Origin of the sequence: Photobacterium frigidiphilum (genome assembly GCF_003025615.1) — a bacterium.
Classification (GTDB): Bacteria; Pseudomonadota; Gammaproteobacteria; order Enterobacterales; family Vibrionaceae; genus Photobacterium; species Photobacterium frigidiphilum.
In genome coordinates this window covers 224,842-251,249 of record NZ_PYMJ01000002.1, presented here as the reverse complement: position 1 = coordinate 251,249, position 26,408 = coordinate 224,842, and the positions used below count along the sequence as shown (strand labels likewise).

Annotated in this window: 23 protein-coding genes; 12 read left to right on the top strand and 11 right to left on the bottom strand. The window is 41.3% G+C overall.

From position 1 onward, the window contains the following. Window positions 1–144 precede the first annotated feature (144 nt). From C9J12_RS03290 to C9J12_RS03280, 3 genes are all read left to right on the top strand, one after another. Window positions 145–2,079, top strand: a complete 1,935-nt coding sequence (locus tag C9J12_RS03290; protein WP_107241396.1) for a PrkA family serine protein kinase — start codon at window positions 145–147, stop codon at window positions 2,077–2,079. A 56-nt stretch (window positions 2,080–2,135) separates the two neighbouring features. Beyond that, complete coding sequence (locus C9J12_RS03285; protein WP_107241395.1) at window positions 2,136–3,407, top strand: YeaH/YhbH family protein; 1,272 nt, start codon at window positions 2,136–2,138, stop codon at window positions 3,405–3,407. A 71-nt stretch (window positions 3,408–3,478) separates the two neighbouring features. Further along, window positions 3,479–5,008 (top strand): SpoVR family protein, encoded by a 1,530-nt coding sequence (locus C9J12_RS03280; RefSeq protein ID WP_107241394.1) that lies wholly within the window; start codon window positions 3,479–3,481, stop codon window positions 5,006–5,008. A gap of 108 nt (window positions 5,009–5,116) precedes the next feature. Here C9J12_RS03280 and fadR read toward each other — a convergent pair whose 3' ends face one another. Continuing rightward, window positions 5,117–5,968 carry a fatty acid metabolism transcriptional regulator FadR gene (gene fadR, locus C9J12_RS03275; RefSeq protein WP_107241393.1) on the bottom strand — a complete coding sequence of 284 codons (852 nt, stop codon included), beginning with the start codon at window positions 5,966–5,968 and terminating at the stop codon, window positions 5,117–5,119. Between the two features lie 442 nt (window positions 5,969–6,410). On the opposite strand from fadR, the gene nhaB reads away from it, so the two are divergent. Then, window positions 6,411–8,003 carry a Na(+)/H(+) antiporter NhaB gene (gene nhaB, locus C9J12_RS03270; protein WP_107241392.1) on the top strand — a complete coding sequence of 531 codons (1,593 nt, stop codon included), beginning with the start codon at window positions 6,411–6,413 and terminating at the stop codon, window positions 8,001–8,003. A gap of 102 nt (window positions 8,004–8,105) precedes the next feature. Continuing rightward, the gene (dsbB, locus tag C9J12_RS03265; protein WP_107241391.1) at window positions 8,106–8,636 is read left to right on the top strand and encodes a disulfide bond formation protein DsbB; all 531 of its coding nucleotides are present in this window, start codon (window positions 8,106–8,108) and stop codon (window positions 8,634–8,636) included. 85 nt (window positions 8,637–8,721) lie between these two features. On the opposite strand, the gene C9J12_RS03260 is transcribed toward dsbB, so the two are convergent. Beyond that, on the bottom strand, window positions 8,722–9,162 hold the full coding sequence (locus C9J12_RS03260; protein WP_107241390.1) for a (deoxy)nucleoside triphosphate pyrophosphohydrolase: 441 nt from the start codon (window positions 9,160–9,162) through the stop codon (window positions 8,722–8,724). Further along, window positions 9,162–9,809 carry a YecA family protein gene (locus C9J12_RS03255; RefSeq protein ID WP_107241477.1) on the bottom strand — a complete coding sequence of 216 codons (648 nt, stop codon included), beginning with the start codon at window positions 9,807–9,809 and terminating at the stop codon, window positions 9,162–9,164. The genes C9J12_RS03260 and C9J12_RS03255 overlap by 1 nt, the downstream gene beginning before the upstream one ends. A 313-nt stretch (window positions 9,810–10,122) precedes the next feature. Between C9J12_RS03255 and C9J12_RS03250 the strand changes: the two genes are divergently transcribed. Beyond that, complete coding sequence (locus C9J12_RS03250) at window positions 10,123–10,836, top strand: NAD(P)H-binding protein (protein WP_107241389.1); 714 nt, start codon at window positions 10,123–10,125, stop codon at window positions 10,834–10,836. Window positions 10,837–10,926: 90 nt separating this feature from the next. Further along, the gene (gene dusC / locus C9J12_RS03245; RefSeq protein WP_107241388.1) at window positions 10,927–11,877 is read left to right on the top strand and encodes a tRNA dihydrouridine(16) synthase DusC; all 951 of its coding nucleotides are present in this window, start codon (window positions 10,927–10,929) and stop codon (window positions 11,875–11,877) included. A 125-nt stretch (window positions 11,878–12,002) separates the two neighbouring features. Here the strand turns inward: dusC and C9J12_RS03240 are convergent, their stop codons facing one another. Continuing rightward, window positions 12,003–12,437 (bottom strand): YcgN family cysteine cluster protein, encoded by a 435-nt coding sequence (locus C9J12_RS03240; RefSeq protein ID WP_006233007.1) that lies wholly within the window; start codon window positions 12,435–12,437, stop codon window positions 12,003–12,005. 262 nt (window positions 12,438–12,699) lie between these two features. Between C9J12_RS03240 and C9J12_RS03235 the strand changes: the two genes are divergently transcribed. Beyond that, the gene (locus C9J12_RS03235; protein WP_107241387.1) at window positions 12,700–12,948 is read left to right on the top strand and encodes a YkgJ family cysteine cluster protein; all 249 of its coding nucleotides are present in this window, start codon (window positions 12,700–12,702) and stop codon (window positions 12,946–12,948) included. 31 nt (window positions 12,949–12,979) lie between these two features. On the opposite strand, the gene C9J12_RS03230 is transcribed toward C9J12_RS03235, so the two are convergent. Then, the gene (locus C9J12_RS03230) at window positions 12,980–13,225 is read right to left on the bottom strand and encodes a TIGR02647 family protein (protein WP_011219274.1); all 246 of its coding nucleotides are present in this window, start codon (window positions 13,223–13,225) and stop codon (window positions 12,980–12,982) included. Window positions 13,226–13,709: 484 nt separating this feature from the next. Then, a complete protein-coding gene (locus C9J12_RS03225; protein WP_107241476.1) occupies window positions 13,710–14,579 on the bottom strand; it encodes a Tim44 domain-containing protein in 870 nt (289 codons plus the stop codon). A 394-nt stretch (window positions 14,580–14,973) separates the two neighbouring features. On the opposite strand from C9J12_RS03225, the gene C9J12_RS03220 reads away from it, so the two are divergent. The 3 genes from C9J12_RS03220 to C9J12_RS03210 all read left to right on the top strand — a co-directional run bounded on the left by C9J12_RS03220 (window position 14,974) and on the right by C9J12_RS03210 (window position 18,099). Beyond that, window positions 14,974–15,369, top strand: a complete 396-nt coding sequence (locus tag C9J12_RS03220; RefSeq protein WP_107241386.1) for an NINE protein — start codon at window positions 14,974–14,976, stop codon at window positions 15,367–15,369. 243 nt (window positions 15,370–15,612) lie between these two features. Further along, window positions 15,613–16,209, top strand: coding sequence for a TetR/AcrR family transcriptional regulator (locus C9J12_RS03215; RefSeq protein ID WP_107241385.1), 597 nt, complete (start codon window positions 15,613–15,615; stop codon window positions 16,207–16,209). A gap of 12 nt (window positions 16,210–16,221) precedes the next feature. After that, entirely contained in the window at window positions 16,222–18,099 is a 1,878-nt protein-coding gene (locus C9J12_RS03210) for an MFS transporter (RefSeq protein ID WP_107241384.1), read from the top strand. Window positions 18,100–18,171: 72 nt separating this feature from the next. On the opposite strand, the gene menE is transcribed toward C9J12_RS03210, so the two are convergent. From menE to C9J12_RS03185, 5 genes are read right to left on the bottom strand one after another with little or no spacing between them, the layout of a single operon-like run. Continuing rightward, a complete protein-coding gene (gene menE / locus C9J12_RS03205; protein ID WP_107241383.1) occupies window positions 18,172–19,608 on the bottom strand; it encodes an o-succinylbenzoate--CoA ligase in 1,437 nt (478 codons plus the stop codon). Then, window positions 19,596–20,570, bottom strand: a complete 975-nt coding sequence (gene menC / locus C9J12_RS03200) for an o-succinylbenzoate synthase (RefSeq protein ID WP_107241475.1) — start codon at window positions 20,568–20,570, stop codon at window positions 19,596–19,598. The genes menE and menC overlap by 13 nt, the downstream gene beginning before the upstream one ends. 25 nt (window positions 20,571–20,595) lie before the next feature. Continuing rightward, a complete protein-coding gene (gene menH, locus C9J12_RS03195; protein ID WP_107241382.1) occupies window positions 20,596–21,426 on the bottom strand; it encodes a 2-succinyl-6-hydroxy-2,4-cyclohexadiene-1-carboxylate synthase in 831 nt (276 codons plus the stop codon). Beyond that, on the bottom strand, window positions 21,410–23,140 hold the full coding sequence (gene menD, locus C9J12_RS03190; protein ID WP_107241381.1) for a 2-succinyl-5-enolpyruvyl-6-hydroxy-3-cyclohexene-1-carboxylic-acid synthase: 1,731 nt from the start codon (window positions 23,138–23,140) through the stop codon (window positions 21,410–21,412). Before menD ends, menH begins: the two co-directional genes overlap by 17 nt. Further along, window positions 23,137–24,474, bottom strand: a complete 1,338-nt coding sequence (locus tag C9J12_RS03185) for an isochorismate synthase (RefSeq protein ID WP_170111711.1) — start codon at window positions 24,472–24,474, stop codon at window positions 23,137–23,139. Before C9J12_RS03185 ends, menD begins: the two co-directional genes overlap by 4 nt. Window positions 24,475–25,074: 600 nt before the next feature. Here C9J12_RS03185 and C9J12_RS03180 point away from each other — a divergent pair. Continuing rightward, window positions 25,075–26,289, top strand: a complete 1,215-nt coding sequence (locus C9J12_RS03180) for a pyridoxal phosphate-dependent aminotransferase (RefSeq protein WP_107241379.1) — start codon at window positions 25,075–25,077, stop codon at window positions 26,287–26,289. Window positions 26,290–26,408: the final 119 nt, after the last annotated feature.

The window sequence follows — 26,408 nt, the reverse complement described above, 5'->3', positions numbered from 1 at the left end:
TGATAGAAAAAAGGAAATTTATTTAAAAACCAACAACTCAGTGAAGCATTTTGATCAGTTAGGTCTAGTCTTAGATATGAGGGATGTGAAAGTTTTTTGTTTTCGTCCTTTCTAATTGATTAAAGAACGATTCAGGGGGATACCATGAGTATTTTTGACCATTATCGTCAACGCTATGAAGAAGCCAAGGATGAAGAGCTTTCGTTGCAAGAATTCCTTGAGATCTGCCGTAATGACCGTAGTTCATATGTGAACGCAGCAGAACGTCTGCTTATGGCCATCGGTGAACCAAAAATGATCGATACCGCTCAAGATCCATGCTTGAGCAGACTTTTCTCTAACCGTGTGATTTCACGCTACGAAACATTCGAAGATTTTTATGGCATGGAAGATGCGATAGAACAAATTGTTTCCTACTTAAGGCATGCAGCACAGGGCCTAGAAGAACGTAAACAAATTCTGTATTTACTTGGCCCTGTAGGTGGCGGTAAATCATCATTAGCTGAAAAGCTAAAAAGCTTAATGCAAAAAATACCAATCTATATTTTAACGGCAAACGGTGAACGTAGCCCTGTTAATGACCACCCTTTCTGCTTATTCGATAAAAATGAAGATAGCGATATTCTAAATAAAGAATACGGAATTCCGGATCGTTATCTAAATAATATTATGTCTCCTTGGGCAGCAAAACGCCTGCATGAATTTGGTGGCGACATCACCAAATTTAAAGTTATCAAGGTGCGTCCATCGATTCTTGATCAAGTCGGTATTGCTAAAACTGAGCCTGGTGATGAAAACAACCAAGATATCTCAGCCTTAGTGGGTAAAGTAGATATTCGCCAGCTTGAGCACTTCTCACAAGATGATCCTGATGCATACAGTTACTCAGGTGCCTTGTGTAAAGCTAACCAAGGGATGATGGAATTTGTAGAGATGTTTAAAGCACCGCTAAAAGTGCTGCACCCTCTACTAACAGCCACACAGGAAGGTAACTACAACGGCACTGAAGGTTTATCAGCACTGCCGTTTGACGGTATCATTCTGGCTCACTCTAATGAATCTGAGTGGCTAGCATTCCGAAATAATAAGAATAACGAAGCCTTCCTCGACCGTGTTTACATCGTGAAAGTGCCTTATTGTTTACGTGTTTCGGAAGAAATCAAAATTTACAAAAAACTACTGCAAAACAGTGAGCTATCTTCAGCTCCATGTTCACCTAGCACACTAGAAATCCTTGCTCGATTCACCGCACTTTCTCGTTTGAAAGAGCCAGAAAATTCAAGCATCTATTCGAAAATGCGTGTCTATGATGGTGAAACATTAAAAGATACCGATCCTAAAGCAAAATCGTACCAAGAGTACCGTGATTACGCAGGTGTCGATGAAGGAATGAACGGTCTATCGACTCGTTTTGCCTTTAAAATCCTATCCCGAGTATTTAACTTCGATCACTCTGAAGTTGCAGCGAACCCAGTTCATCTATTCTACGTACTTGAACAACAAATTGAGCGTGAACAATTCCCGCAAGATCTGTCTGAAAAATACCTTGAATTTTTGAAAGGTTATTTGATTCCGAAATATGTTGAGTTTATTGGAAAAGAAATCCAAACCGCATACCTTGAATCATACTCTGAATACGGTCAGAACATCTTTGACCGCTACGTGAGTTACGCTGATTTTTGGATTCAAGATCAAGAATACCGCGACCCTGATACAGGGCAACTCTTTGACCGTTCAGCATTAAATAACGAACTGGAAAAAATTGAAAAACCTGCGGGGATCAGTAATCCAAAAGATTTCCGAAACGAGATTGTGAACTTCGTACTTCGTGCACGAGCTAACAATGCAGGAACAAATCCAAATTGGACCAGCTATGAAAAACTGCGCACTGTAATTGAGAAGAAAATGTTCTCGAATACAGAAGAACTGCTTCCTGTTATTTCCTTCAATGCCAAAACATCAACAGATGAACAAAAGAAACATGATGATTTTGTCGCTCGAATGATGGAAAAAGGTTACACCCGCAAACAAGTACGTTTGTTATCTGAATGGTATCTACGCGTACGTAAGTCTTCATAAATACAGAAGATACACGCGGTAGGATAAATAAGATAAATAAACAGGGGGGAGAGCTTATGGCGCATTTTATAGACCGCAGGCTCAATGGTAAAAATAAAAGCACGGTGAATCGTCAGCGCTTCTTACGCCGCCATAAATCGCAAATTAAAGAATCAATTGCGGATGCGGTCAATAAGCGCTCTATCACCGATGTTGAGAGCGGGGAAGATATTACTATCCCTTCTCGCGATATCAGAGAGCCAAGCTTTCATCAAGGCCGTGGTGGACAACGTAATGTTGTTCACCCAGGCAACGACCAATTTAGCCCCGGCGATCGTATTGAACGCCCCCCTAGTGGGGGTGGGCAAGGTGGCGCAGGTGACGGTCAAGCTAGCCAAGATGGTGAAGGTGAAGATGAGTTCGTCTTTCAAATATCAAAAGATGAATATCTTGATTTACTGTTTGAGGATCTAGAATTACCAAATCTTCAAAAGAACCAACTCAATAAAATTGTTGAATGGAAGACATTCCGTTCTGGTTTTAAATCAGTCGGTGTACCGTCTAATATTGCCATAGTAAAATCTTTACAAAATTCGTTGGCACGTCGTACAGCAATGACAGCGGCAAAACGCCGACAACTACGTGAATTTGAACAAGCCCTAGACTTGTTACAGACCACCGAACCAGCACAGCCTTTTGAAGAAAAGAAAATTCTAGAAGAAATAGAGGCACTGCAAAAGAAAATAAGCCGTGTGCCATTTATTGATACCTTTGACTTGCGCTACAAAAACTATGAGCGCCGTCCTCAGCCAAGCAGCCAAGCAGTCATGTTCTGCTTAATGGATGTCTCTGGTTCGATGGATCAAGCCACAAAAGACATTGCGAAACGTTTTTATATTTTACTGTACTTGTTTTTAAATCGAACCTACAAGAATGTAGATGTGATCTTTATTCGCCACCATACACAAGCTAAAGAAGTCGATGAACACGAGTTTTTCTACTCGCAGGAAACTGGGGGCACGATTGTATCCAGCGCCTTACGTATGATGAATGACATCATCAAAAAGCGTTACTCCCCTGCTGAATGGAATATCTATGCGGCTCAATCATCGGATGGTGATAACTGGGCTGATGACTCGCCAGGCTGTCGTGAATTACTCAATAAAGAGATTCTACCAGTAACCCGTTATTACTCTTATATCGAAATAACTCGACGAGCACATCAAACGCTCTGGAGAGAATACGAAGCACTGCAAGGAACTCACGCCAACTTTGCAATGCAAAACATAAGGACTGTGGATGACATTTTCCCTGTATTTAGGGAGCTATTTAAAAAACAAGTCAGCTAGTGGCTAACACAGTTAACACGTGTTGATGATTAGTTTTTGATGTCAATAAGCGCTTTTGGGGAGTGTGTTATATGGTTTCAACCACAAAGACAAAAACACTCAGTGATGGTCCAGATTGGACTTTTGACCTACTTGATCAGTATCACGTAGAGATCAAGCGCATTGCTGAACATTATCAGTTAGATGCCTATCCTAATCAGATAGAGGTCATTACAGCTGAACAAATGATGGATGCTTATTCCAGTATCGGCATGCCAATTAATTACCATCATTGGTCATTCGGTAAACGTTTCATCGAAACTGAACGTGGTTACAAGCATGGTCAAATGGGTCTGGCTTATGAAATTGTTATTAACTCAGACCCTTGTATCTCTTATCTTATGGAAGAAAATACCATCACAATGCAGGCATTAGTGATGGCGCACGCATGTTATGGTCATAATTCTTTCTTCAAAGGTAACTATTTATTCAAGACATGGACAGATGCAAGTTCGATCATTGATTATCTTTTATTTGCCCGTAAATACATCACAGAATGTGAAGAAAGGTATGGCGTAGATGATGTCGAAAGGCTTCTCGATTCTTGCCACGCATTAATGAACTACGGTGTAGATCGCTATAAACGACCACAAAAAATATCGTTAGTGGAAGAAACAGCACGCCAAAAAGCACGTGAAGATTATTTGCAAACTCAAGTGAATTCACTATGGCGCACAATTCCGGTTAATGAAGAAAAAGAAAACCATTCAGAAGAAGTGCGCTTCCCTTCTGAGCCTCAAGAAAACATTCTTTATTTCTTCGAAAAACACGCTCCCTTGCTAGAACCTTGGCAAAGAGAAATCGTTCGAATTGTGCGCAAAGTTAGTCAATATTTCTACCCACAAAAACAAACCCAAGTTATGAATGAAGGCTGGGCGACTTTTTGGCACTACACCATCATGAACCACCTCTATGACGACGGTTTAGTCACAGACCGTTTCATTATAGAGTTCCTTCACAGCCACACCAATGTTGTAGTACAGCCTGAATATAATAGCCCTTACTACAGTGGTATTAATCCTTATGCCCTTGGTTTTGCTATGTTCCAAGATATTCGACGTATGTGTGAAAACCCAACAGAAGAGGATAAACAGTGGTTTCCTGATATTGCAGGTAAGGATTGGTTAGAAACCGTACACTTTGCGATGAGGAACTTTAAAGATGAAAGCTTTATTAGCCAATATCTATCGCCAAAGTTAATGCGTGATTTTAAGTTCTTTGCCGTCAATGATGATGACAGGCACAACTATGTGGAAGTCGATGCGATTCATAATGAAGAAGGCTATCGTGCTATTCGTGAAAAGTTATCCTCTCAGTACAACCTCAGTAATAATGAACCCAACATTCAAGTTTGGAATGTGGCACTTAGAGGTGATCGTTCATTAACTCTTCGTTATGTACCACACAATCGTGTACCACTCGCAGATAGCTATAATGAGGTGATTAAACACTTACACCGTATTTGGGGATTTGACGTAACGCTTGAAGAAGAGATGCCTGATGGCAGAACACAAATCCTGGCAACTTGCCCTATTCAAAATCAATATAACACTGAAATATAAATCCTATTTTATGTTACAGAATGTGTAAAAGGTAACGTAAAGAAGACAATAAAAAAAGCCGAAGGTAATATTACCTTCGGCTTTTTATATATCTAAATTAAAGAACAGTTACTGCTCTTCTTCGTATAAGTAACGTGCAATTTCGATACGGTTACTGTACCAAATCGCACCACTTTCACGACCATATTTCTTTAAACGATCGGCAACATGATCAGGTTGATTATTATCACAGTAAGACTGCATTTCACGGTAGAAATCTAGTGCTAACTGGCACGCTTCTGGGCTCATGAAATAATAACCACCCACACGAGTGTAAATTTTACGCAAACCATTAATCGTCAATACATACAACTTGTTACCTGATTTGCCCGCTAAACCTTGGAACAAACGATAATCATAATAGTTAAATGCACGAGCACGGCAAATTGCTTCACACAATTCAGGATCCGTTTTGCCATATTTATCAACAATTTTCTTAACTTGCTGCATAAGTGGCAGTTTGTCATCGCTGTTTTCTACAAACTCGGCAAAGCTATTTGCATTCAACAGTTCTTCACATGATTGAATAACATGCTCAATCAATTCGCTAGATTCTTTACCGTTACCCTTCACTGCATAGCGCATGAACACACTGCTGATATCAGTACGAGCAGCTAATAGATCTTCAAGTACACTCTGAACATCTTGACCGTCTAACGTAATCAAAGTGTCTAAAATGCTAAGACCTGAAGTCTCCATATAATTATTCACACGTGTTGGCTTACCGTGTTGGATAGTCAACCATCCATCACGCGCTAACCGTTGTAATACTTCACGTAATGTTGTGCGAGTTACGCCAATCAGTTCTGATAATTCACGTTCAGCTGGAAGAATCGAACCCTGAGGAAAGTGACCATTCCAGATACTCTCAATGATATATTTCTCAGCAAACGTTGCTGGGCTGTCAGCCTTTATAACCATTTAAATGCTATCCAATTTGCTTCTTGTTTATATTTTATTCACTCATCATACCACCAGTTCAGGAATAGGCGAAATTACAGTAAAGTAGAACAGATCCATATTCAGACCTAGATGTTAAGTAAAGTTGATTCTGCGCAACATTTGCTTACACTTTTAACTGTAAATTGCATGGCGTGGCTTTCTAGCACATTAATATTCTCATTTTGAGATGAAACCTGAGTAATTTATGTAACATCAACCTACATAACTTGACTGATTCAGATCTAACGGTACAGTTAGCATCGAATTAATACTGGGAGCTGAATGGACGCTGCTGCCTACTTTAAGTTAAACACCATCTAATTTATCCAACCAGATATGATGTTTAGCTTAGAGGTCTTAATTGATACAAAGGCCGCGCCCAGCTCATTTATTAACACGTACATTATAAGAGACCCCAAAGATGGCTATTTCGCTAGGGAACGCGTTTATTAAGAACTTTTTAGGTAAAGCGCCTGATTGGTATAAAATTACAATAATTTCATTTCTTATCATCAATCCCTTTGTTTTCTTTTTAGTTGATCCTTTTGTTGCTGGCTGGCTGTTAGTTGTCGAATTTATATTCACATTAGCAATGGCACTAAAATGTTACCCTCTTCAACCTGGCGGATTATTAGCTATTGAAGCTGTTGCTATCGGTATGACTAGCCCAGCTCAGGTAAAACATGAGCTGGTTGCGAATATTGAAGTACTACTACTACTGATTTTCATGGTAGCTGGCATTTACTTTATGAAGCAGTTACTGCTTTATATCTTTACTAAAATACTGATTGGTATTCGCTCTAAGATTCTGCTGTCATTATCTTTTTGTTTAATGGCTGCATTTCTTTCCGCTTTCCTTGATGCACTAACGGTTATCGCCGTTGTTATCAGCGTTACAGTCGGCTTCTATAGCATTTATCACAAAGTAGCATCAGGACAAGATCCTAGTTCTTCTCATGATCACACCACAGACACTCACGTGCGTGAAGTGAGCCGAGATGATCTGGAAAATTACCGCTCATTCTTACGTAGTCTACTTATGCACGCTGGTATCGGTACGGCATTAGGTGGCGTAATGACAATGGTTGGTGAACCTCAGAACCTGATTATTGCAGACCAAGCAGGTTGGTTATTCGGTGAGTTTATTCTTCGCATGTCTCCAGTCACTGTTCCTGTTTTCATGTGTGGATTATTGACGTGCGCTTTGGTCGAAAAATTCCAAATTTGCGGTTACGGAACACTTTTACCTGAAAACGTACGCAGAATTTTGGTCGATTATGATGACGAAGAACGTAAAAGCCGTACAAATATCGATTACGCTAAATTAACAGCGCAAGCACTGATCGCAGTATGGTTAATTGTCGGTCTAGCCATGCACTTGGCTGCTGTAGGCTTGATTGGTTTGACTGTTATTATCTTTGCTACATCGTTTACTGGTGTTACTGAAGAGCATGCTTTAGGTAAGGCATTTGAAGAAGCGTTACCGTTTACCGCATTATTAGCCGTTTTCTTCTCAATTGTTGCAGTGATCATTGATCAACATTTATTTACACCCATCATTTCTTGGGTGCTGACTCTTAACGGTAACGCACAAATGACGATGTTCTATATCGCCAATGGTTTACTTTCTATGGTGTCAGATAACGTCTTTGTTGGTACGGTTTACATCAATGAAGTCAAAGCAGCCTTAGTAAGTGGTGCGATTACTCGTGATCAATTCGACATGTTAGCAGTTGCCATTAACACGGGTACAAACCTACCGTCAGTGGCAACCCCAAATGGTCAAGCTGCCTTCTTGTTCGTACTTACTTCGGCACTTGCTCCTTTAATCCGCCTTTCGTATGGTCGTATGGTATATATGGCATTGCCTTATACTATTGTACTTGCACTGGTTGGCTTAGCAGGTATCGAATTTATGCTTCTGCCAATGACGGAGTGGTTCTACGATATGGGCTGGCTGGTTCATAATACGGGTGAAGTTATGTCGACGATTGCACCTGCTGCTGGACATTAATTGAATTATTCTCGATTATAAGTGTCCGATAGAAATGTAAAAGCCCTGATTAGTCAGGGCTTTATTCTATACTTTGACTTCAATTAGCTTAGAGATCATCATATGCAATTTCTGAACACATTCTCAAAAAGCCGTATATCTTGGTTACTGTTACTACTGTGTATTGTCTTTTTCGAGGGCAGTGCTCTGTTCTTCCAACATGGTATGAAACTAGGGCCTTGCGTAATGTGTATTTATGAGCGCGTTGCCATGATGGGCATTGCGTTTGCAGCACTGTTAGGCGCTATTGCTCCACAATATGCCCTCATTCGTTGGGCTGGGCTTATCGCATGGGGTTATAGTGCTGTACGAGGCTTACAGCTATCTATTGAGCATGTGAGTTATCAATTCAACCCATCACCTTTTGCAACCTGTGATCTCTTTGTACAGTTCCCTAGTTGGGCACCGTTGAATAAATGGGTTCCATGGATGTTCGAAGCTTACGGCGATTGTGCAAAAGTCGTTTGGACTTTCCTTGGACAATCAATGCCACAATGGCTCGTTATTATCTTTGCAGCCAATTTGGTCGCATTAGCATTGATCGTTATTGCTCAGTTTTTTAGTAAGAAGATGAATACCATTCGGGATATGTAAATGTTCAGTTTCTTGTCTAAATTGATATAAAGTACCATTGAATACGGTTTAAACAAAAAAAGGAGAACATCATGTTCTCCTTTTTTCATGTGCTTTGTTTGGCGTCTAAAGCCTCTAAAATAGGATAGTCTGCAGGGCAAAGTGCATAATGGCTTATTTCTGTTAACTCAGCCCACACACTTATTTGATGGCTATGTAAAGTTAATGAACCCGACACCCAATGGCTAAGATACCCTTTCAAGTGGATTATCTTATCACCATAGTCAAACACGCTATCAGCAAGAAACTGACCTGTCGTTGTTTGAATAGTGAGTTCTTCCATTAGCTCCCGTTCTAAAGCAGATTGAGGTGTTTCTCCCTCTTCCACTTTACCACCGGGAAACTCCCATAACCCACCTTGACTAGCATGTTCAAAACGCTGCGCTAATAAATAACGACCTTGCTTTTCAATCACTCCAGCCACGACCAATATTGTCGGTTTACTGCTTACTGGATTAACAGTATTACTCGCATTTTCTTGCGGCATTACTTACCACAACATTGCTTGAATTTTTTACCGCTATTACATAAACAAGCATCATTACGACCTGTTTCTTTATAGGGGTTTACCGCTTGAGCACCCGCGCCTTGCTGCATTTCATCAGCAGCCATTACCACTTCACCAATCATCAGTGATACCTGAGGGTAAAGATCGCTCGGAGCTGGTAGGCTTGTCATTCCAGCCTCTTTCATTTGCGCTAATGTGTCTTCTTCATCAAGCAGCAACAGCATCGTTGTAATAAGCGCAGATAACATGCGCATCGTGCCATCTGAAATAGCTTGATCGGCCCAATTAGGTTCGATTTGAGGCCATACACTTAGAAAGCCTTCAGCGAAATGTCCTAAAGATTCGCTCACGCCATCTTCTGCATTCCACGCTACACTTTTTGGTAATTCGTATTCACCCGCTTTGATGTACTGATACTGCATTTGAAAGTGACTAAGAATGGCTTTTTTCTGTTCATCGGTCACATCTTTTTGATCTTCTTCAACCACACCACCATTAATAAGTACTGGTAACCATGCTTCTGGAACGAGTGGCTTTGGGTTTGCATTCGCTGCCAATAGTGCGCCTTCGATGAATGCGGTTGGCATGCCGTCCCAATCAGCAGGTAGTGTCATTAAGTCTGTCATTTTATTTTCCGGTTCTATCATACGGTTTTCAATATAGCCCGATTATACCTCAACAACCTGAGGATGCGAGGAACAGGGCAGCAAACTCTACGTTAATAACTCCATAACTAACGTTAACAAATAGTTAAACCAAAGCGTGTAACTAAACTTTATCTTCAACCAACACTGCAATTCTACATAAATAGTGTTGATATTTGATGAAGATAAAGGCAAAACTGGTTTTATTCTCGCTGAAACGAGCATCTTAAGGTAACTTGGGTATATACCCACATGACTTCATACGTATTTCTTTTTGGTAGTTAGGGACAACATAATGCGTCAAGAAAAAGCGAGTGCGATTATTGCGGGTGCTAGTGGACTAGTAGGTGATGAACTTCTTCATCAATTACTGGCCTGCGAGCATTTTAATATCGTTTATTCTTTGTCACGCCGTGAACTGCCTTTTCACAGTAAAAATCTTACGCAAATTGTTCACCCAGAGCTACGGGTAACAACATGGAATGAGACAGATCATACACCAACATACGGTTACATTTGCCTAGGCACGACGAAGAAGCAAGCTGGCAGCAGCAAAGATTTAGAAGCTATTGATTATCAATTAGTCAAAGATGTGGCTAATACGATGCATTTATTGGGCGTGAAAAATATTACGGTTGTATCCAGTTTCGGTGCTCACCCGTGGTCACCGTCCCACTATTTACGCTGTAAGGGAAAAATGGAGCAAGCACTCAGCAAGATGGGCTTTGCTCGCTGCACATTCGTTAGACCAGGGCCACTAACGGGCGAACGTTCTAAACCCCGTAAAGATGAAATTATTGTTCAACGTTTATTTGAAATAATCCACCCGCTTTTGATTGGTCCTCTTGTTAATTTAGAGCCCATTCCTGCTGAAGATGTTGCCCGCAACATGCTTACCCTAAGTTTGGAACCTGAGTATACCGATAGCAAAAAAACACAGGCAATATCGGGAAAAGCATTAATAAGAAAAAAATCATCACACAAGAACGATAAGAATAAATCGGCTTAACGCATAAGATTAGATGACAAGCACGCCTTTGGGCACTAAAATCTCGCACCTTACACTTTTTGTAGCCACACAGATAAAGCCACGGGTGATATGCGAGTAATTTTAGGTCCAATGGAAGGCGTCTTAGACCCTTTAATGCGAGAGATGCTAACAAACATCAATGATTACGATCTTTGCGTCACAGAGTTCGTTCGGATTATTGATAGCTTATTACCCAGTAGTGTTTTTTATCGCCTGTGTCCAGAGCTTCACCATGGTGGGAAAACAACATCAGGTACACCTGTGCGTGTTCAACTGTTAGGTCAAGAGCCTGTATGGATGGCTGAAAATGCATACCGTGCAAGTAATCTTGGCTCGGCAGGTATCGATATTAATTTTGGTTGCCCAGCGAAGTCGGTAAATAAGAATCGCGGTGGTGCAGTTCTGCTTAAAGAACCCGAAAAGATTTACCAAATAGTCAAAGAAGTACGTAGTGCTGTTTGCCCAACGAAACCTGTAACAGCAAAAGTCCGTTTAGGGTGGGATGACCCAACGCACTGCTTTGAAATTGTCGATGCAGTGGCACAGGCTGGCGGTGATGAAATTGCCATTCATGCCCGTACAAAAGTCGATGGCTATAAAGCCGAAACAATAAAGTGGGACTACATCCGTCAAGTAAAAGAAAAAAGTTCTATTCCCATTATTGCTAATGGTGAAGTATGGAACTACCAAGACGGGCAAGCATGCTTAAACGTTACTCAAACAGATGCATTGATGATTTGCCGTGGTGCACTCAATTTACCCAACCTGTGTAATGTCATAAAACGCAATGAAGCACATATGCCATGGCACCATGTTATTCAGCTATTGCTTAAGTTTTCTGAATTTGAAATCAAAGGTGATAAAGGGCTCTACTACCCTAACCGCGTTAAACAATGGTTTGCCTACCTGCGTCATGAGTATCCTGAGGCTAAAGACTTATTTGTCGACATTCGCAGTTTGAATAAAGCAGCACCCATTGTTGATATTCTGCAACGGGCTCAAGCATTAGCACATGCTTAAGTCAGCCATTGCAAAAGCGTCAATCGACAAGACTTTCTCTTAGTATTAGATACACAAAACCCCGGCAATGCGTAACTTATAATAAGTCATCATTGCCGGGGTTTTATTAGAATTCAATAATGCTATTAACGGTTAGGGTGATTGGTAATGTGATCTTCCCAATCAATGACATCAATTTCATAGACAACTTGATCTTTCACCGACTCTCCCGCTTTGTGCATCGCCTTTTTAGAGCCTGTAATTAAAGGATGCCACTCAGGTAACGGTTTGCCTTCAGCAAGCAAACGGTATGCACACGTTTCTGGCAGCCAAACAAACTCGTCGATACGTTCACGTGTTAGCTTTAAACACTCTTCACCAGATTCAAAACGGTTCTGGTAGTCTTTACAAGAACAAGTGTTGTTATCCAGTAAGCTACACGCAACATTGGTAAAATAAATATCATCTGTCGCATCATCAATTAATTTATGCAAACAGCACTTACCACAACCATCACAGAGAGATTCCCACTCTTGATCTGTCATTATTGCTAATTCTTTATCTTCCCAAAAACGTACCATACTACCCAACCTATTCATTACCTAACCCTAGCCTATATAGCTAAGGAGGCGGTTTTATAGCTGTCTAATGATTAAAGTGCAAGCGAATACTACGGATTAAGCCTGAAGAATAGCGGTAATAAGAGGCATTATTATTTACACCATTAAAAAGCATGAAATTTTGACCCTGAGAACGATGAGTGGTAACTTGCGCAACCTTTTGTAAATGTCGTGATTGGTTATAAAACCCAACGATATATCTTCGTGAAGTATAGGATATGAGATGGAATGTCGCTTAAGTTGTGGTGCTTGTTGTATTGCACCAAGTATCTCTTCTGCTATTCCCGGCATGCCAAATGGTAAGCCAGCAGGTGTTCGCTGCATTCAGCTAAACGAGAAGAATCTTTGCAAAATTTTTGGTCAGCCAGAACGGCCAGCGGTGTGCCATAATTTTAAAGCTTGCCCTGATATATGTGGTACATCAAACGAGCAAGCTTTAGCTATTATTACGGAATTAGAAAACATAACTTAATGACAAGTTTTGCTCTAATTTTTCAAATGTATTAAACGGCTACGGTACCCGTTAAAATACGAATAGTTGATTTAGCATGCTCTACGGCTTGATGGCCAGAGAATGTTAAATAACCACCATCTTCTTGCGTTACTAAACCTTTAGTAAACAAACGTTTTGCTGCTGCTACCATTTCAGGCGCAGCATCACCGCGGACCTTGATTCCTTCCAAATCACTGTGCATTGGAAACCTAACAAGAAGGTTCATTTCATCAACAAGTTCTGCAGTATATGGCATAGTCACCTCTATATAATTTTACTACCAATCGAGACTTGGTCTGTTTTGTTTAAATACCAACTTGCTTAATAATAGCGCCTGATATGAATAAAAGTAGGTGTAGAGATCAATCTCTGGAAACCTTTAAAGCAGATATCGCGACCTAGTTCAAATATTTGGATATTTATACCCATCGTATTCATTATCCTGTAGCTCACTATGCCACCACTCCTGTTTATAACAAGTGCGCAATGCGCATAACTATGAATTCAATCATCTACTCAAAGTTACTGACTCTACTTTTTTAAACCTGATGACTATCTGTTCATCATACACACGTGGTACGAAAAAATAGTGCTTCAATGCATTTTACTGTTTTGCATATTCCCAAAAAAAACTCTTTAAACAAAGATGATAAAAATTCGGTACTCGCAAGTTACAGGCACAAAAAAGCCGCTCGATTAAAGCGGCTTCTACTTATACAGTTACGTCGCTGATTCAATGCTTAAGCTTGAATACCAACAATCAACCAAGGTGCATTAGGCGTACGTAAATCACGCTCTAAATGCCAAACATCGGTAATGTCAGCTTCATGCTCTTCATTACGATCTTTGTAACGACCTGAGAATTGAATACTTAGCTGTGCTAAATTCGCATCAAAATCAGCGCGTACCATTTCAGTATCAACATACATCACTTCTGTATGTTGCTCACCTTCAAGTTTTGCGCGCTCTGCCGTTAAATCAGCTAATAAAGCAGGTGAAACGTATTCACGAATTTTATCAAGTTCGTTGTGGTTCCATGCACCTTGCAAAATACGATAGTGATCACGAGCACCGCTCAAGAACGCATTCATATTGAAATTAGGTGGCAAATTAAACGGCACATCGCTATCTGTTGATGCATAACCAGATTGCTGAGGAGCTGTATTCATTTCAGGCGCTTGTTGACGCTGCTGAGTATTGTGCTGCTGTTGCGGGGAGTTCCCTGCATACGCTTCACGATGACCCGTTGGTGTCCCTTTAGCGCCACGCATTGTTTTGAATAACTTGAAGATGACAAATGCAATCAGACCAAAGATAAGAATATCCATGAATTGAATGCCGTCAAACGCACCACCAAAGAATGCAGCAAGTAGACCACCAGCCAATAACCCGCCCATCAAACCACCCATCAGACCTTTCTTACCTGATTGTGCAGCCGTTGGATTTTGTTTATTAATTGTATTCGTTTGTTGTGGCTGTTGCTGTTTCGCTGGCGCTGTTTTAAAGCTTTTACCAAACGATTTGCCACCACCAAATTTCTTTGCTTCTGCATGAGGAGCCGAAAACGACACCGCCACGATCAAAGCAAACAGAGTAAAGAAGCGTTTCATATTATTATTACCTTTGCCATGTTCTGGTTGCATCCTATCTGTATACCTTAAAAAGTCAATCAATCCTCATGTGCAAATTGTTACTAATGATGATGATAATGTAAAAATACGCTCAAACGGTTGAATTATAGACTTTTTAATACATACTTATTAAAGATAAAAAGCGGATAAATTAATAACTTGATCGAAACACATTAACAAAAAAACTTGAGACTCACTTTTATCTGTACGATCTGACAGTGGCAAATCATAAATAGAGATAAAAGAGTAGTATGTTGTTTCAAAACAGTTTTTTATTGCACTTTCCTCTATAAATTTTGTCAAAAAATGAATATAACAAGTATATGATCATGTGGCGTAACCACTCTAAATAAGAACAACAACGGGAATATTTATGCAAGATACACATAGTAAGTTAATTGGCTATTTATTATGGATTTTCGGCTTCACTGGTGCTCACCGATTTTACTATGGCAAGCCTGTTACTGGCACAATTTGGTTCTTAACATTGGGGTTATTCGGGATTGGCTGGTTAATTGATTTATTTCTAATACCGTCGATGGATCGCGAAGCAGATTTTCGCTTCCAAGCAGGCAACATTGATTATACCGTCGGATGGTTGCTATTAACGTTTTTAGGTGTATTTGGTCTTCATCGAATGTATATGGGAAAATGGCTTACTGGCATTCTATACTTGTGCACTTTTGGTTTCTTTTTAATCGGTATTCTTGTCGATTTCTGGACGTTGAACGATCAGATTTCAGTCAAAAATTCAGAACGTAACGCATAAGCATTCAATAAAATCATGTTTTTTTGTTGGGCTATATTTATGGTAACACTCTAAGTGAGAGTGTTATCACATATAGGCTTTTATTCGCACTCAGAATTGGCTAATTACTTGACCATATCGTAAGTGAGCAACTAGAATATCGAACGTCGTTCTATAATTAAACTAATCATGGATCGCTGGCTATGTTGCCTTTTTATTCATTTATAATAATAACAACAAATAAATCATTAAGAGTACTATTCGATGGCAAGACGAAATGACCACACTCGTGAAGAGTTGGTAAGCATGACACTAGAGCAAGTGAAACTTTTTTTAAATGAACACCCGCATCACGAACTCAGTTTACGAAAAGTAGCAGGCATGATCGGCTATGTACCAAGCACATTAGTGAATGTATTTGGTAACTACAACCTACTACTACTTCATGCTGTAGCACAAACACTTGATGAGTTATTCGCAGAAGCAGAAGCACAAATGAACTCTGCAACGTCACCTGAAGATGCACTTCGTAAGCTCGCTTATTGCTATCAAGAATTTGCAGCCGCCCACCCTTACCGCTGGCAGTTGATTTTCCAACACACAATGAATGGCGATGAACTTCCTGAATGGCAATCTGAACGAATTAATAGCATGACAAGTATGCTTGAAACCCTAATCCGTCAAATCACGCCTCAGAAATCAGATGCCGATATCTTAGAAGCAAGCCGCGTTTTATGGGCGGGTGTTCATGGTATTACGTTATTAAGTGTTGATGACAAATTGTTTACTTCCGTTCCGGTTGACGCTAAAGCACTGATAGACAACTTATTAAACACCTATTTAAACGCTTGGCACGTATAAGCGGAGTATTTGATGAGTGTTCAGCCCCAATCGCGCCTTTTAACTAAGCAGCGGTTTCTACCCTATTTTCTTACGCAGGCTCTTGGGGCTTTTAACGATAATGTCTATAAGAATATCTTGCTCATTCTTATTGCATTTTCTGCTCCTGGTACATTGCCCCTCGATTCAGATCTGATCATTAACCTCGCGGCTGGCTTATTTATTCTCCCTTTTTTCCTTTTTTCAGCCTCGGCAGGTGTATTAGCAGATAAATACGATAAAGCGCAGATTATGCGTATCGTAAAGTTTGCTGAAATTATTATTATGGCTTTAGCCGCTATCGCCTTTCTCACCGAAAGTTACATGATGCTGCTGATTCTCTTATTTTTGATGGGAACCCAGTCCGCATTTTTTGGTCCAGCCAAATATGCACTTTTACCCCAACATTTAAGAAAAGAAGAACTCGTTTCAGGCAATGCATTAGTCGAGACAGGTACTTTTCTGGCAATTTTACTCGGTACCTTGTTAGCTGGCGTGATAGCCAACCAGCAAGATGCGCCTTTAATTGCAGCCATTAGCGTCGTCTCTTTTGCTGTTTTAGGGTATGCCACGTCCCGTAAAATACCTGAAGCGAAGCCGAGTAATCCTAACCTTGAATTTAAATGGCAGCCGATTACACAAACACGCCATACATTAGCAATAGCCAAGAAAGACAAAACCGTTTTTCAATGTGTGTTAGGCATTAGTTGGTTTTGGTTTTTAGGGGCATGTTACCTAACCCAATTCCCTAATTTTGCTAAAATCCACCTTGGTGGTGGCGCGGCTTCTGTTTCTTTCTTACTCGCATTATTTTCAATTGGCATCGCTACAGGCTCACTATTATGTGACCGCCTGTCTGGCCACCGAATTGAACCCGGTATTGTCCCTTTGGGTAGTTTTGGTATTACGTTATTCAGTGCCATTCTTTTCTTTGCTTCGCCAGATATGGTACCAGTATCAAACAGTTTTATTGAGTTCATTGCTCAGCCTGAGCTTTTCCATATTTTCATCGCATTAATGCTGTTGGGTGTTTCTGGTGGGGTGTTCATTGTTCCTCTTTACGCCATGATGCAAAGCCGAGCAAAAGAAGATGAACGCGCACAAATCATTGCTGCAAATAATATTTGGAATGCGTTATTCATGGTGGCGAGTGCCATTCTATCGATTGTCTTTTTATCAGTATTAGAATTTAGTATTCCACAGTTCTTTCTGTTTCTATCAATCACTAACTTTATTGTTGTTATTTATCTATACGTACAAGTACCCGATTTTTTCTGGCGCTTTCTGGTGTGGCTCGTTACACACACTATGTACCGAGTGAAACATAAGAATTTAGATAATATTCCTCTACAAGGCGGTGCACTGATTGTCTGCAATCATGTCAGTTACATGGATGCGTTATTATTAGCGGGGGCTTATCCTCGCCCTATTCGTTTTCTAATGGATAAAGACATTTCTAGCCTGCCGTTTATCTCGGTATTTTGTAAAGCTTGTAAGGTTATTCCTGTTGACCCTAATGAGCGTCGTTCAGTGCATAGAGCCTTTTCGCAAGTCACCCAATATTTAGAAAATGGCGACATTGTTTGTATCTTCCCTGAAGGGCAACTCACCTACGACGGTGAAATAGGCCCATTCTTACGTGGCATTGATATCATCATTAAGCGGTCTTCTGTACCCGTTATTCCCGTTGCTTTACAAGGGTTATGGGGCAGTCTTTTCAGCCGTGAACGAGGCAGCGCTTTATTGAAGATGCCAAAACGTTTTTGGTCAAAGGTTACTGTAGTCGCAGGAGAACCAATTTCACCATCAGACAATATTCATAGCTCTGAACTGCGTGAACGAATCGTTGCCTTACGTGGCAATAATCCATAGGTGGCGAAATAATACAAAAAAGGGCGATGATCAATAACACTGATCATCGCCCTGTTTTTTATATCACATCATTTAAAGCTGCTGCGCTAACCACTCACTTAACTGCTTACGCGACACTTTAATACCCGATGTTGCTAGTTCCTTTGGCAATGCTAGGTAACGAATCGGTCGCTTAAAACTCACGATGTTGTCCGTCATGTGGTTTTCTAGTGATGCAATAACATCATTCGATAATACCGAGTCGGTATCTACGATTGCGATTGGTCGTTGCCCAAATTCTGCATCATCCACTGGCAATACAAAGGTTTGCCTAACACTAACATGGGTCATTAATATTTTTTCGACGTCTTCTGGTTGAATATTCTCGCCACCAGAAATAAACATGTTATCAGCACGCCCTAAAATGTGCAGTTCATTGCCTCGCCATTCGCCTAAATCACGGGTGGCAAACCATTCTCCGTCACAGGCTGGAAATATCATTTTATTACGATAATAGCCCAGACATAAGCTAGCACCTTGAACATACACTTCACCGTCTTTAATCATAAAGTGACGGTTGCCTAAAACCGTGCCTACCCCCCCACTCGCATCGGCTTTTTTTGCTGTAACGGTCGAACCCATCTCTGTCATGCCGTAACCACACCAACAGCTAATACCAACACGTTCAGCTGCATCTGTTAAGCTAACTGGAATAGCCGCGCCACCCAATAACACTTGTTTTAAGGCTAAAGTGCCACTGCCCTCATCCTGCTTAGAGGCTAATAAACGCTGAAGCTGCGTCGGCACGAGAGAAGCATGCGTCACCATAGTCAGTGAATGCTCAAAACAGGCAGGCTCTGTAACCACCAGCTTGGCACCTCGGTATAACCAGCGCCAAAGAATGGCGAGCCCTGAAATATGAAACAAGGGTAAAGATAACAACCAACTGTCATCGCTGCCAAAATCCATCACTTCAAGTAACCCTTCAGCACTGGCAAGATGATTCTCTGCAGTATGAACAGCCGCTTTAGGTACGCCAGTTGAGCCCGATGTTAACGTTAGGGTTACAGCTCGTGTTTGCTGCCAAGTAACAGGCACAATACGAGGTTGTTCTGGCTGCAATAAATGCAGGCGTTGACCGGTTGTGAATTGATGAACAGTACGTGCTGGGTACCAAATATAATCATTTTTTAATCGAGCTAGTTGTTCATTTAGCTCGATTTCTGTATTTTTCGGATTTAACCCAACATAACGGGCACCAATGCGTAGCGTAGCTAAAATAAGCCATATAACCTGAATCGAATTAGGTGCAACAATCGCAATCATTTGATCGCGTTTGACGCCTTGTTCAATTAAACCTTGTGCATACTCATCAACGCGATGGCTCATTTCCGCCCAGCTGAATCGTTGCTCGCCAATACATTCACCGTCGACACATTGTGCACCAAAAGAAAGAGCGACCGCTGACGGTCGCTCCTCTGCCCAATGTTGCCAAGGCCATGTGGCGAAGTATTGAGTTACTTCTGCCATACCACCTCTAAATCAGACAATGCAGTTTTCGGTAAATCACAATCAGGCCACGGCGTTTCAAGTTGCGCCTTAAATAATTGCATTGTATCTAAACCAGGAATAACACCTGGTGTTTGCCATTCAGCAAAGCGCGCTAGCTGGTTTAAGCCAAGGCTAGACTCCATACTAGAGCTAATAACAGCCATAAGCCCTATCGCATGCGCTTGCTTAACTAAGTCCATACAACGCTGCACAGAACCCACTAACGTTGGTTTGATGATAATTGCAACCACGCCAGGTTCAGCTTTAACTTCAAAGCCTTCATCACGCACGGTTTCATCCCATGCGATCTTGATCCCTGTCTCTAGAGAAAACGCTAAGCTGTCTTCTGGTGTCTTGCAGGGCTCTTCTAAGAACGCAATACCAGCACGGTGTTCAGGCTTCACATACTTCGCAAATTGCTGGGCTTTAATAGGCGTCCACTTACGGTTTGCATCTAAACGCAAACGTACATCAGGAATCGCTTCAATAAACATATTTGCCACGATGCCATCACGCACCGCTTCATACATACCGACTTTAATTTTTGCGACTTTCTCACCTGGCATTTCGTTCAAGCGAACGATCAAATCATCAGGATCGCCAGAACATAATGGCGCGACTAAATAATTACCTTTCATTGGTAACTCTGAAGCCTGCTCTAACATTGCCATGCTCAAACCAAACGCAACCGATGGCAGCGCTTGTGATAAGTCAATGGTTTCACCTTGAATCCAGCTTTCAAGTAACTGTTTTGCTTGCTCACCTGCTTGCTCGACAGTTTCATGACTAAACTCAGGTAAAGGTGCAATCTCACCGAAACCGACTTTATCACCATCACGTAATTCAACGATCCAACCTTCACGTGTTGCTAGGCGTTGAGTGCGAAGAATAACACCTGAATCCATAGGCAGTTGGTATTGATATAATTTCGCGCTACGAATATATTCTTCTGTCAGAACTACAGTTTTAGCCATGATTAATTCCAATCTGTTTTACAAAATTATTGATTGCCATGCTGAATGCATAAGGTTGCTCAACATGCACATTATGCCCCGCCGATGCGATCACCTGATACTGTAACTGGGTGTCTTCGACCAGACGTTTAAATTTTTTATCTCGCTCGCCACACACATAAATGGTCGGCAAAACTAATGCTTCCATTATTTGTAGTAATTGTGGTTGCTTCGCTAATGATGTAGCCAGCAGCATACGTGCAACACCAGAACCAAGATTACCACTGCGTTTCAGTACTAAGCTTTGTCTTTGGTCATGATTCAGTGACGAAAATACTGCTTGTTGATACCAGTCTGGTAAAACGAGGCTAAGTGGCTCATCTGTAAAACGCTGCGCCCACTTTTGATCATTTAAAAACCTTGTCGCACATTCTATTTGTGGCAGTCCGAAATGCCCACCTTCTATAACAACACCCTCTAATTGTGGTGTTTTTTTGCACGCTGGCTTTTCGCCTGAATGCGGGAAGACGGTAGAATGTGTGGATGCCGCATGGTACATCGCTAATCGTGCACCCATTGAGTAGCCAATCAACACGTACTGTTCAATATTACGATGTAACAAGGTTTGAAGAATAAGCTGATTAACGTGAGCAAAGTCGATGGCTTGCACCATCTGGCTTTTACCGTGCCCAGGTAAGTCGATCGTAATACAAAGGTGCCCTGACGATAATGTATTCACCACATGACGCCAATCTTGACCCGACCCGAGTAAACCATGAAGAAACACTAACGTGGGTTGTACGCCATTGCTCAATACACCAAAACTTTCAGAGTAAAGCCGCATTTTTTACCTTCCCAAATAATGCTTTGATCATTTCACCCGCCTCACCTGCTGGGGTTTTAATTTCAATGATTGTGGCTTTTGGCTGGGTTAGTGCGTACAGACATTGTTCTTCGACTTGAGGCAATGATTCTGGGCAGTGGTAAGCTAAACCAAACATTGCCGCTGCGTGGCTAAATTCAAGCCCATGCGGCATGCGATAGAGCTCATCGCGTTGAAGCTCTGGTACCGGCAATAAATCGAAAATACCACCACCATCATTATTCGTTACAATGATCACTACGGGTTGAGATACATCACGCAGTAACGCTAATGAATTAAGATCATATAACAGTGATGTATCACCCAACAATCCTACCATTGGCGCTTGTCTGGCTTTATTAACGCCAGCAATGGTCGCTATCAAACCATCAATGCCTGATGCACCACGATTAGCAAATGTCGCCGTTGAAGGTAATTTACCCACCATATCCAATAAACGAATAATTAAGCTATTACCCAAAAATAATTCTGTTTTATCAGGTAACCATGAACCTAGATGTGCCGCTAAAGATAGCTCGGTCAGTTGTTCTGAATACTCGCCCAGCATCTCGAAATACCGCTCAGAGGCGACTTGTAAAGGCATAGCCCAACCAGCGTGCTCACTGTTTTCGGTAAGGGACAACGCGCATGTAGCCCACTCATTAATATGGGCTTGAATACGCAAACTACGACGATGTGTTGAATCTAAACGGCCCGCACGGGGATCAATCAACCAATAATTATCGATAGGACTCGTCGCAAGAAACTGTAATAAACGCTTAGAAACAATACGCGCACCAAATTGAATAACCGTATCAGCTTGCTGAAGAAATGACTGACAATCGGCATTTTGCAGCCAAACATCAAAGCCAGCCCACTCACTAGTGCCACCAGCTTGTGGATCGACCAATAATGGCCACCCCAGCTTTTCAGCTAGTAAGGCGACTTTCTCCAGCTCTTCTGGCGCAATACGCCCCACAATCACAATCCCTTTACGATGGGTTAATGATTGCCACTGCTGTTTATCTATTACGATTTGAGGAGTTAAAGCTTGCTGGTGTGATACATAGGGTAATTCATCATATTGCCACTCAGAAACTGGGGCAAGATAATCTGAAAAATCAACATCATCCCCATACAGTGGTTCAGGATAATGACAATTGAAATGCACCCCGCGACCTTGTCGCTGTTGCAGTTGCATGGCTTCATCAATGGTCGACAATAACCAAGCAGGAGAAATATCTAACGTCGGTGAAGGAATATCATGAAAAGCAGTCACATGCTGTGAAAAAATCCCATGCTGAACAATAGCCTGATTAGCACCACATTGAATCAAATCAACAGGTCTATCTGACGTTAACAATACCAACTTTTCGCCAGTAAGGCCGGCTTCTGCCACTGCTGGCAATAAATTGGCAACCGCCGTACCTGATGTTACGACAACAGCAACAGGCTCTTGTGAAGCTTTCGCAATACCGAGTGCTAGAAAACCTAAACCACGTTCATCAAAATGCGTATGAATAGTAAGCTTATTATTCGCGACAGCCGCTAACGTTAGTGGTGTTGAACGAGAACCAGGGGCTATACAAATATGTTTCACACCTAAACGAACTAATTCCTCCAACATTAAACTCGCCCAAAGCGTATTTAATGCTGCACGATAATTAACCTGAGAGGTCATAGATCCTATCGTCATGCTATTTTTCGCTCTAGCTCAGGCCTATCACTAGACCTTTTATCAGGCTTATCTGATTCTAATAAACTGCATAACGTTGCTGTTTTACGATCCAGTTCTTTCCACTCGCTGTCTGCTGTCGAACCAGGAACAATGCCAGCCCCTGCAAACAAATGAACTTCATCACCCATCATTAACGCACTGCGAATTGCCACACAAAACTCACTGCGCTGACGACTTAAGAAACCAACAGCACCGCTATACCAGCCACGCGCAAACGGTTCATGCTCACTGATAAATGCTAATGCTTTATCTCGTGGTAAACCTGCAATAGCAGCAGTAGGTTGAAGGTTATCAAGTAAATCAGCGCTGTAGACTTGCTCATGAAGCTGAGCATCAATGCCACGCTTTAAATGTTGCACTTTACGTAAACGAATCAATTCTGGGGTTTGCGCCACGTTCATTGACTCACAACAAGGCGTTAAGCGATTCACAATATCATCAACCACTAAACGGTTTTCGTAGCCATTTTTATTATCAGCCATTAGCCAATTTGCTAAACGGTGATCTTCTGAGGCATCGAAACCTCGTCCAATGGTTCCCGCCAAGGCTTCCGTTTTTAAGTCACGATCATGGCGATGAAATAATCGCTCGGGCGTTGAACCGACAAAGCAATGCTTAGCATCAAGCGCCATCATAAAGTGAAAACTATTGTTATTACTTTTACGGCTCGCCTTTAATAATTGCGCGGGGGCAACAGGTGTATCTAAAGTCAGTGTTGTACGACGTGCGAGTACTACTTTCTCAAACACTTTATTCGAAATAGACTCTAATGCCTGAGCGATCATTGATGACCAGCCCGAATAATCTGGGGAATGTGTACGACCAATAATATGACTATCGATCTCGGCTACTTCGGTTGCCGTTGATGAAATTTTATTTAACGTTTCTACCATCTTGTCTTTATCAGTAGACAGATTAACAGCAAGCTGCCAATTACCATCCATACGGATAACTTCAAGTTGAGGTAAAAAGAAAAAAGAAGAAAGACAACGACGGTTGCGGTTAGTACGTCCATCGAATGAACGCCCTCCCCAAATACGTTGATCATCAGCAAGTACTTTCTCAGCCACCATCGGGTCGGTGAATGTTTTGACTTGTCCTAATGCTACAACCTCTTCACGGCAATCTCGAGATTGCCAATAAAATTTGGGAAATAGAGGTTGGGAGTCCATCCAATCAATTAGATCAGTATTGGCTGGTAAATCCAGCGATACCATTAATCGTTGGGTTGTATCTGAAGATTGTTGAATTTTCTGAATTAAAAGATCAACTGCAGTTTGTAATGCGGTCAAGGTAACCTCACTCAGCTCTATTGCACCATAACGGTCATCCCTGGCTGATTGTAAAATGTGCCTATCATTGAGCACACAATCCTACCCTTATGATAGTTAAATATATAACCTCATAATGAACGGGTATTCTACCCCACTAATCACGCGCTGACTATTGATGTAACCACTCAATATAAATATCGAACGCTTATTAGGCGTTATCTCCTTACAAAATGTATACCTTCTCAGACAGCCTTTTTTGCAGTCATATTTTGCTTAAATAGAATAAAAACATAGAGAGCAACCGCTATTTGATAAGGCGAAGGGAATTAAGCTCTGCAGTAATTGATAATTCCAACAGTATATTGACCGAAAATGATGATTTTTCAGCAAATAATATGGTAAATCATCAAAACACACAGGTTGGAGTTTTTACTTTATTGCTTTAAACGGTGTTTCTATCTAAACGACAAAGCATTAAGCAGTTGATCATCCCCCTATAAACAAAATTATATTGTACAAAATATTGTTTAACCTGATTTTTACCTGTCGGGTATTCCTTTTATACTGTTTTATAGTGTAATTTGGCACTATAAAAAAATAATTCGCAGGAAAACAATAATGCATAACATCGGGATGTCCTCCAAGCTTAATAATGTCTGCTATGACATACGTGGTCCCGTTCTGAAGCATGCCAAGCGCATGGAAGAAGAAGGTCATAAAATTTTAAAGCTTAATATTGGTAATCCCGCCCCATTTGGTTTCGATGCCCCAGACGAGATTCTGGTTGATGTGATCCGTAACTTACCGACATCTCAAGGGTATTGTGATTCAAAAGGCATTTATCCTGCACGTAAAGCCATTGTTCAGCATTACCAAAAACGCGGTTTACTCGATCTTGATGTTGAAGATGTTTATATCGGTAATGGTGTATCTGAATTGATCGTCATGGCGATGCAAGCTTTACTAGACAACAATGATGAAATCTTAGTTCCCTCTCCTGACTATCCATTATGGACCGCGGCGGTTTCTTTGTCTGGCGGTAACCCAGTACATTATATTTGTGATGAAGAGTCAGATTGGTATCCAGATCTTGATGATATTAAAAAGAAAATTACTCCCAATACTCGCGGCATCGTAATAATCAACCCGAATAACCCAACGGGTGCTGTTTATAGCCGTGATTTCTTACTCGAAGTCGTTGAGATTGCACGTAAGCATAAGCTGATCATTTTTGCAGATGAAATCTATGACAAGATTTTATATGAAGGTGCTCAACACACCTCTATCGCACCACTTGCACCAGACGTTTTCTGTATCACGTTCAATGGCCTTTCTAAGTCATACCGCGTGTGTGGTTTCCGCGCAGGTTGGATGGTGCTATCTGGTCCTCAGCATGAAGCTAAGGGGTATATCGAAGGGTTAGAGATGCTGTCGTCTATGCGTCTATGTGCCAACGTACCCATGCAGCATGCTATTCAAACGGCGCTTGGTGGGTATCAGAGTATTAATGAGCTTATCTTACCGGGTGGGCGTTTATTAGAGCAGCGTGACAAAGCCTACGACTTGATCACTCAAATTCCTGGCGTTTCTTGTGTGAAGCCCAAAGGGGCGCTGTATCTATTTCCTAAGTTAGATCAGAAAAAATTCAACATCGTTGATGATCAACGCATGGCACTGGATTTCTTACAACAAGAAAAAGTGCTTATCGTGCATGGAACAGGCTTTAATTGGGTAAAACCGGACCATTTCCGTATCGTAACCTTACCGCGTATCGATGATTTAGAAATGGCAATTGGTCGACTAGAGCGCTTCTTGCACAATTATCGTCAATAATAGCTACCGTCAATAACAGGTATCGTCAGTGGCAGATATCGCCAAAGAGTTGACCGTTAATATCGACCCAGTCGTTTAACATCGCCGATATCAACATTAATACCAAGATAAGCCTCAGT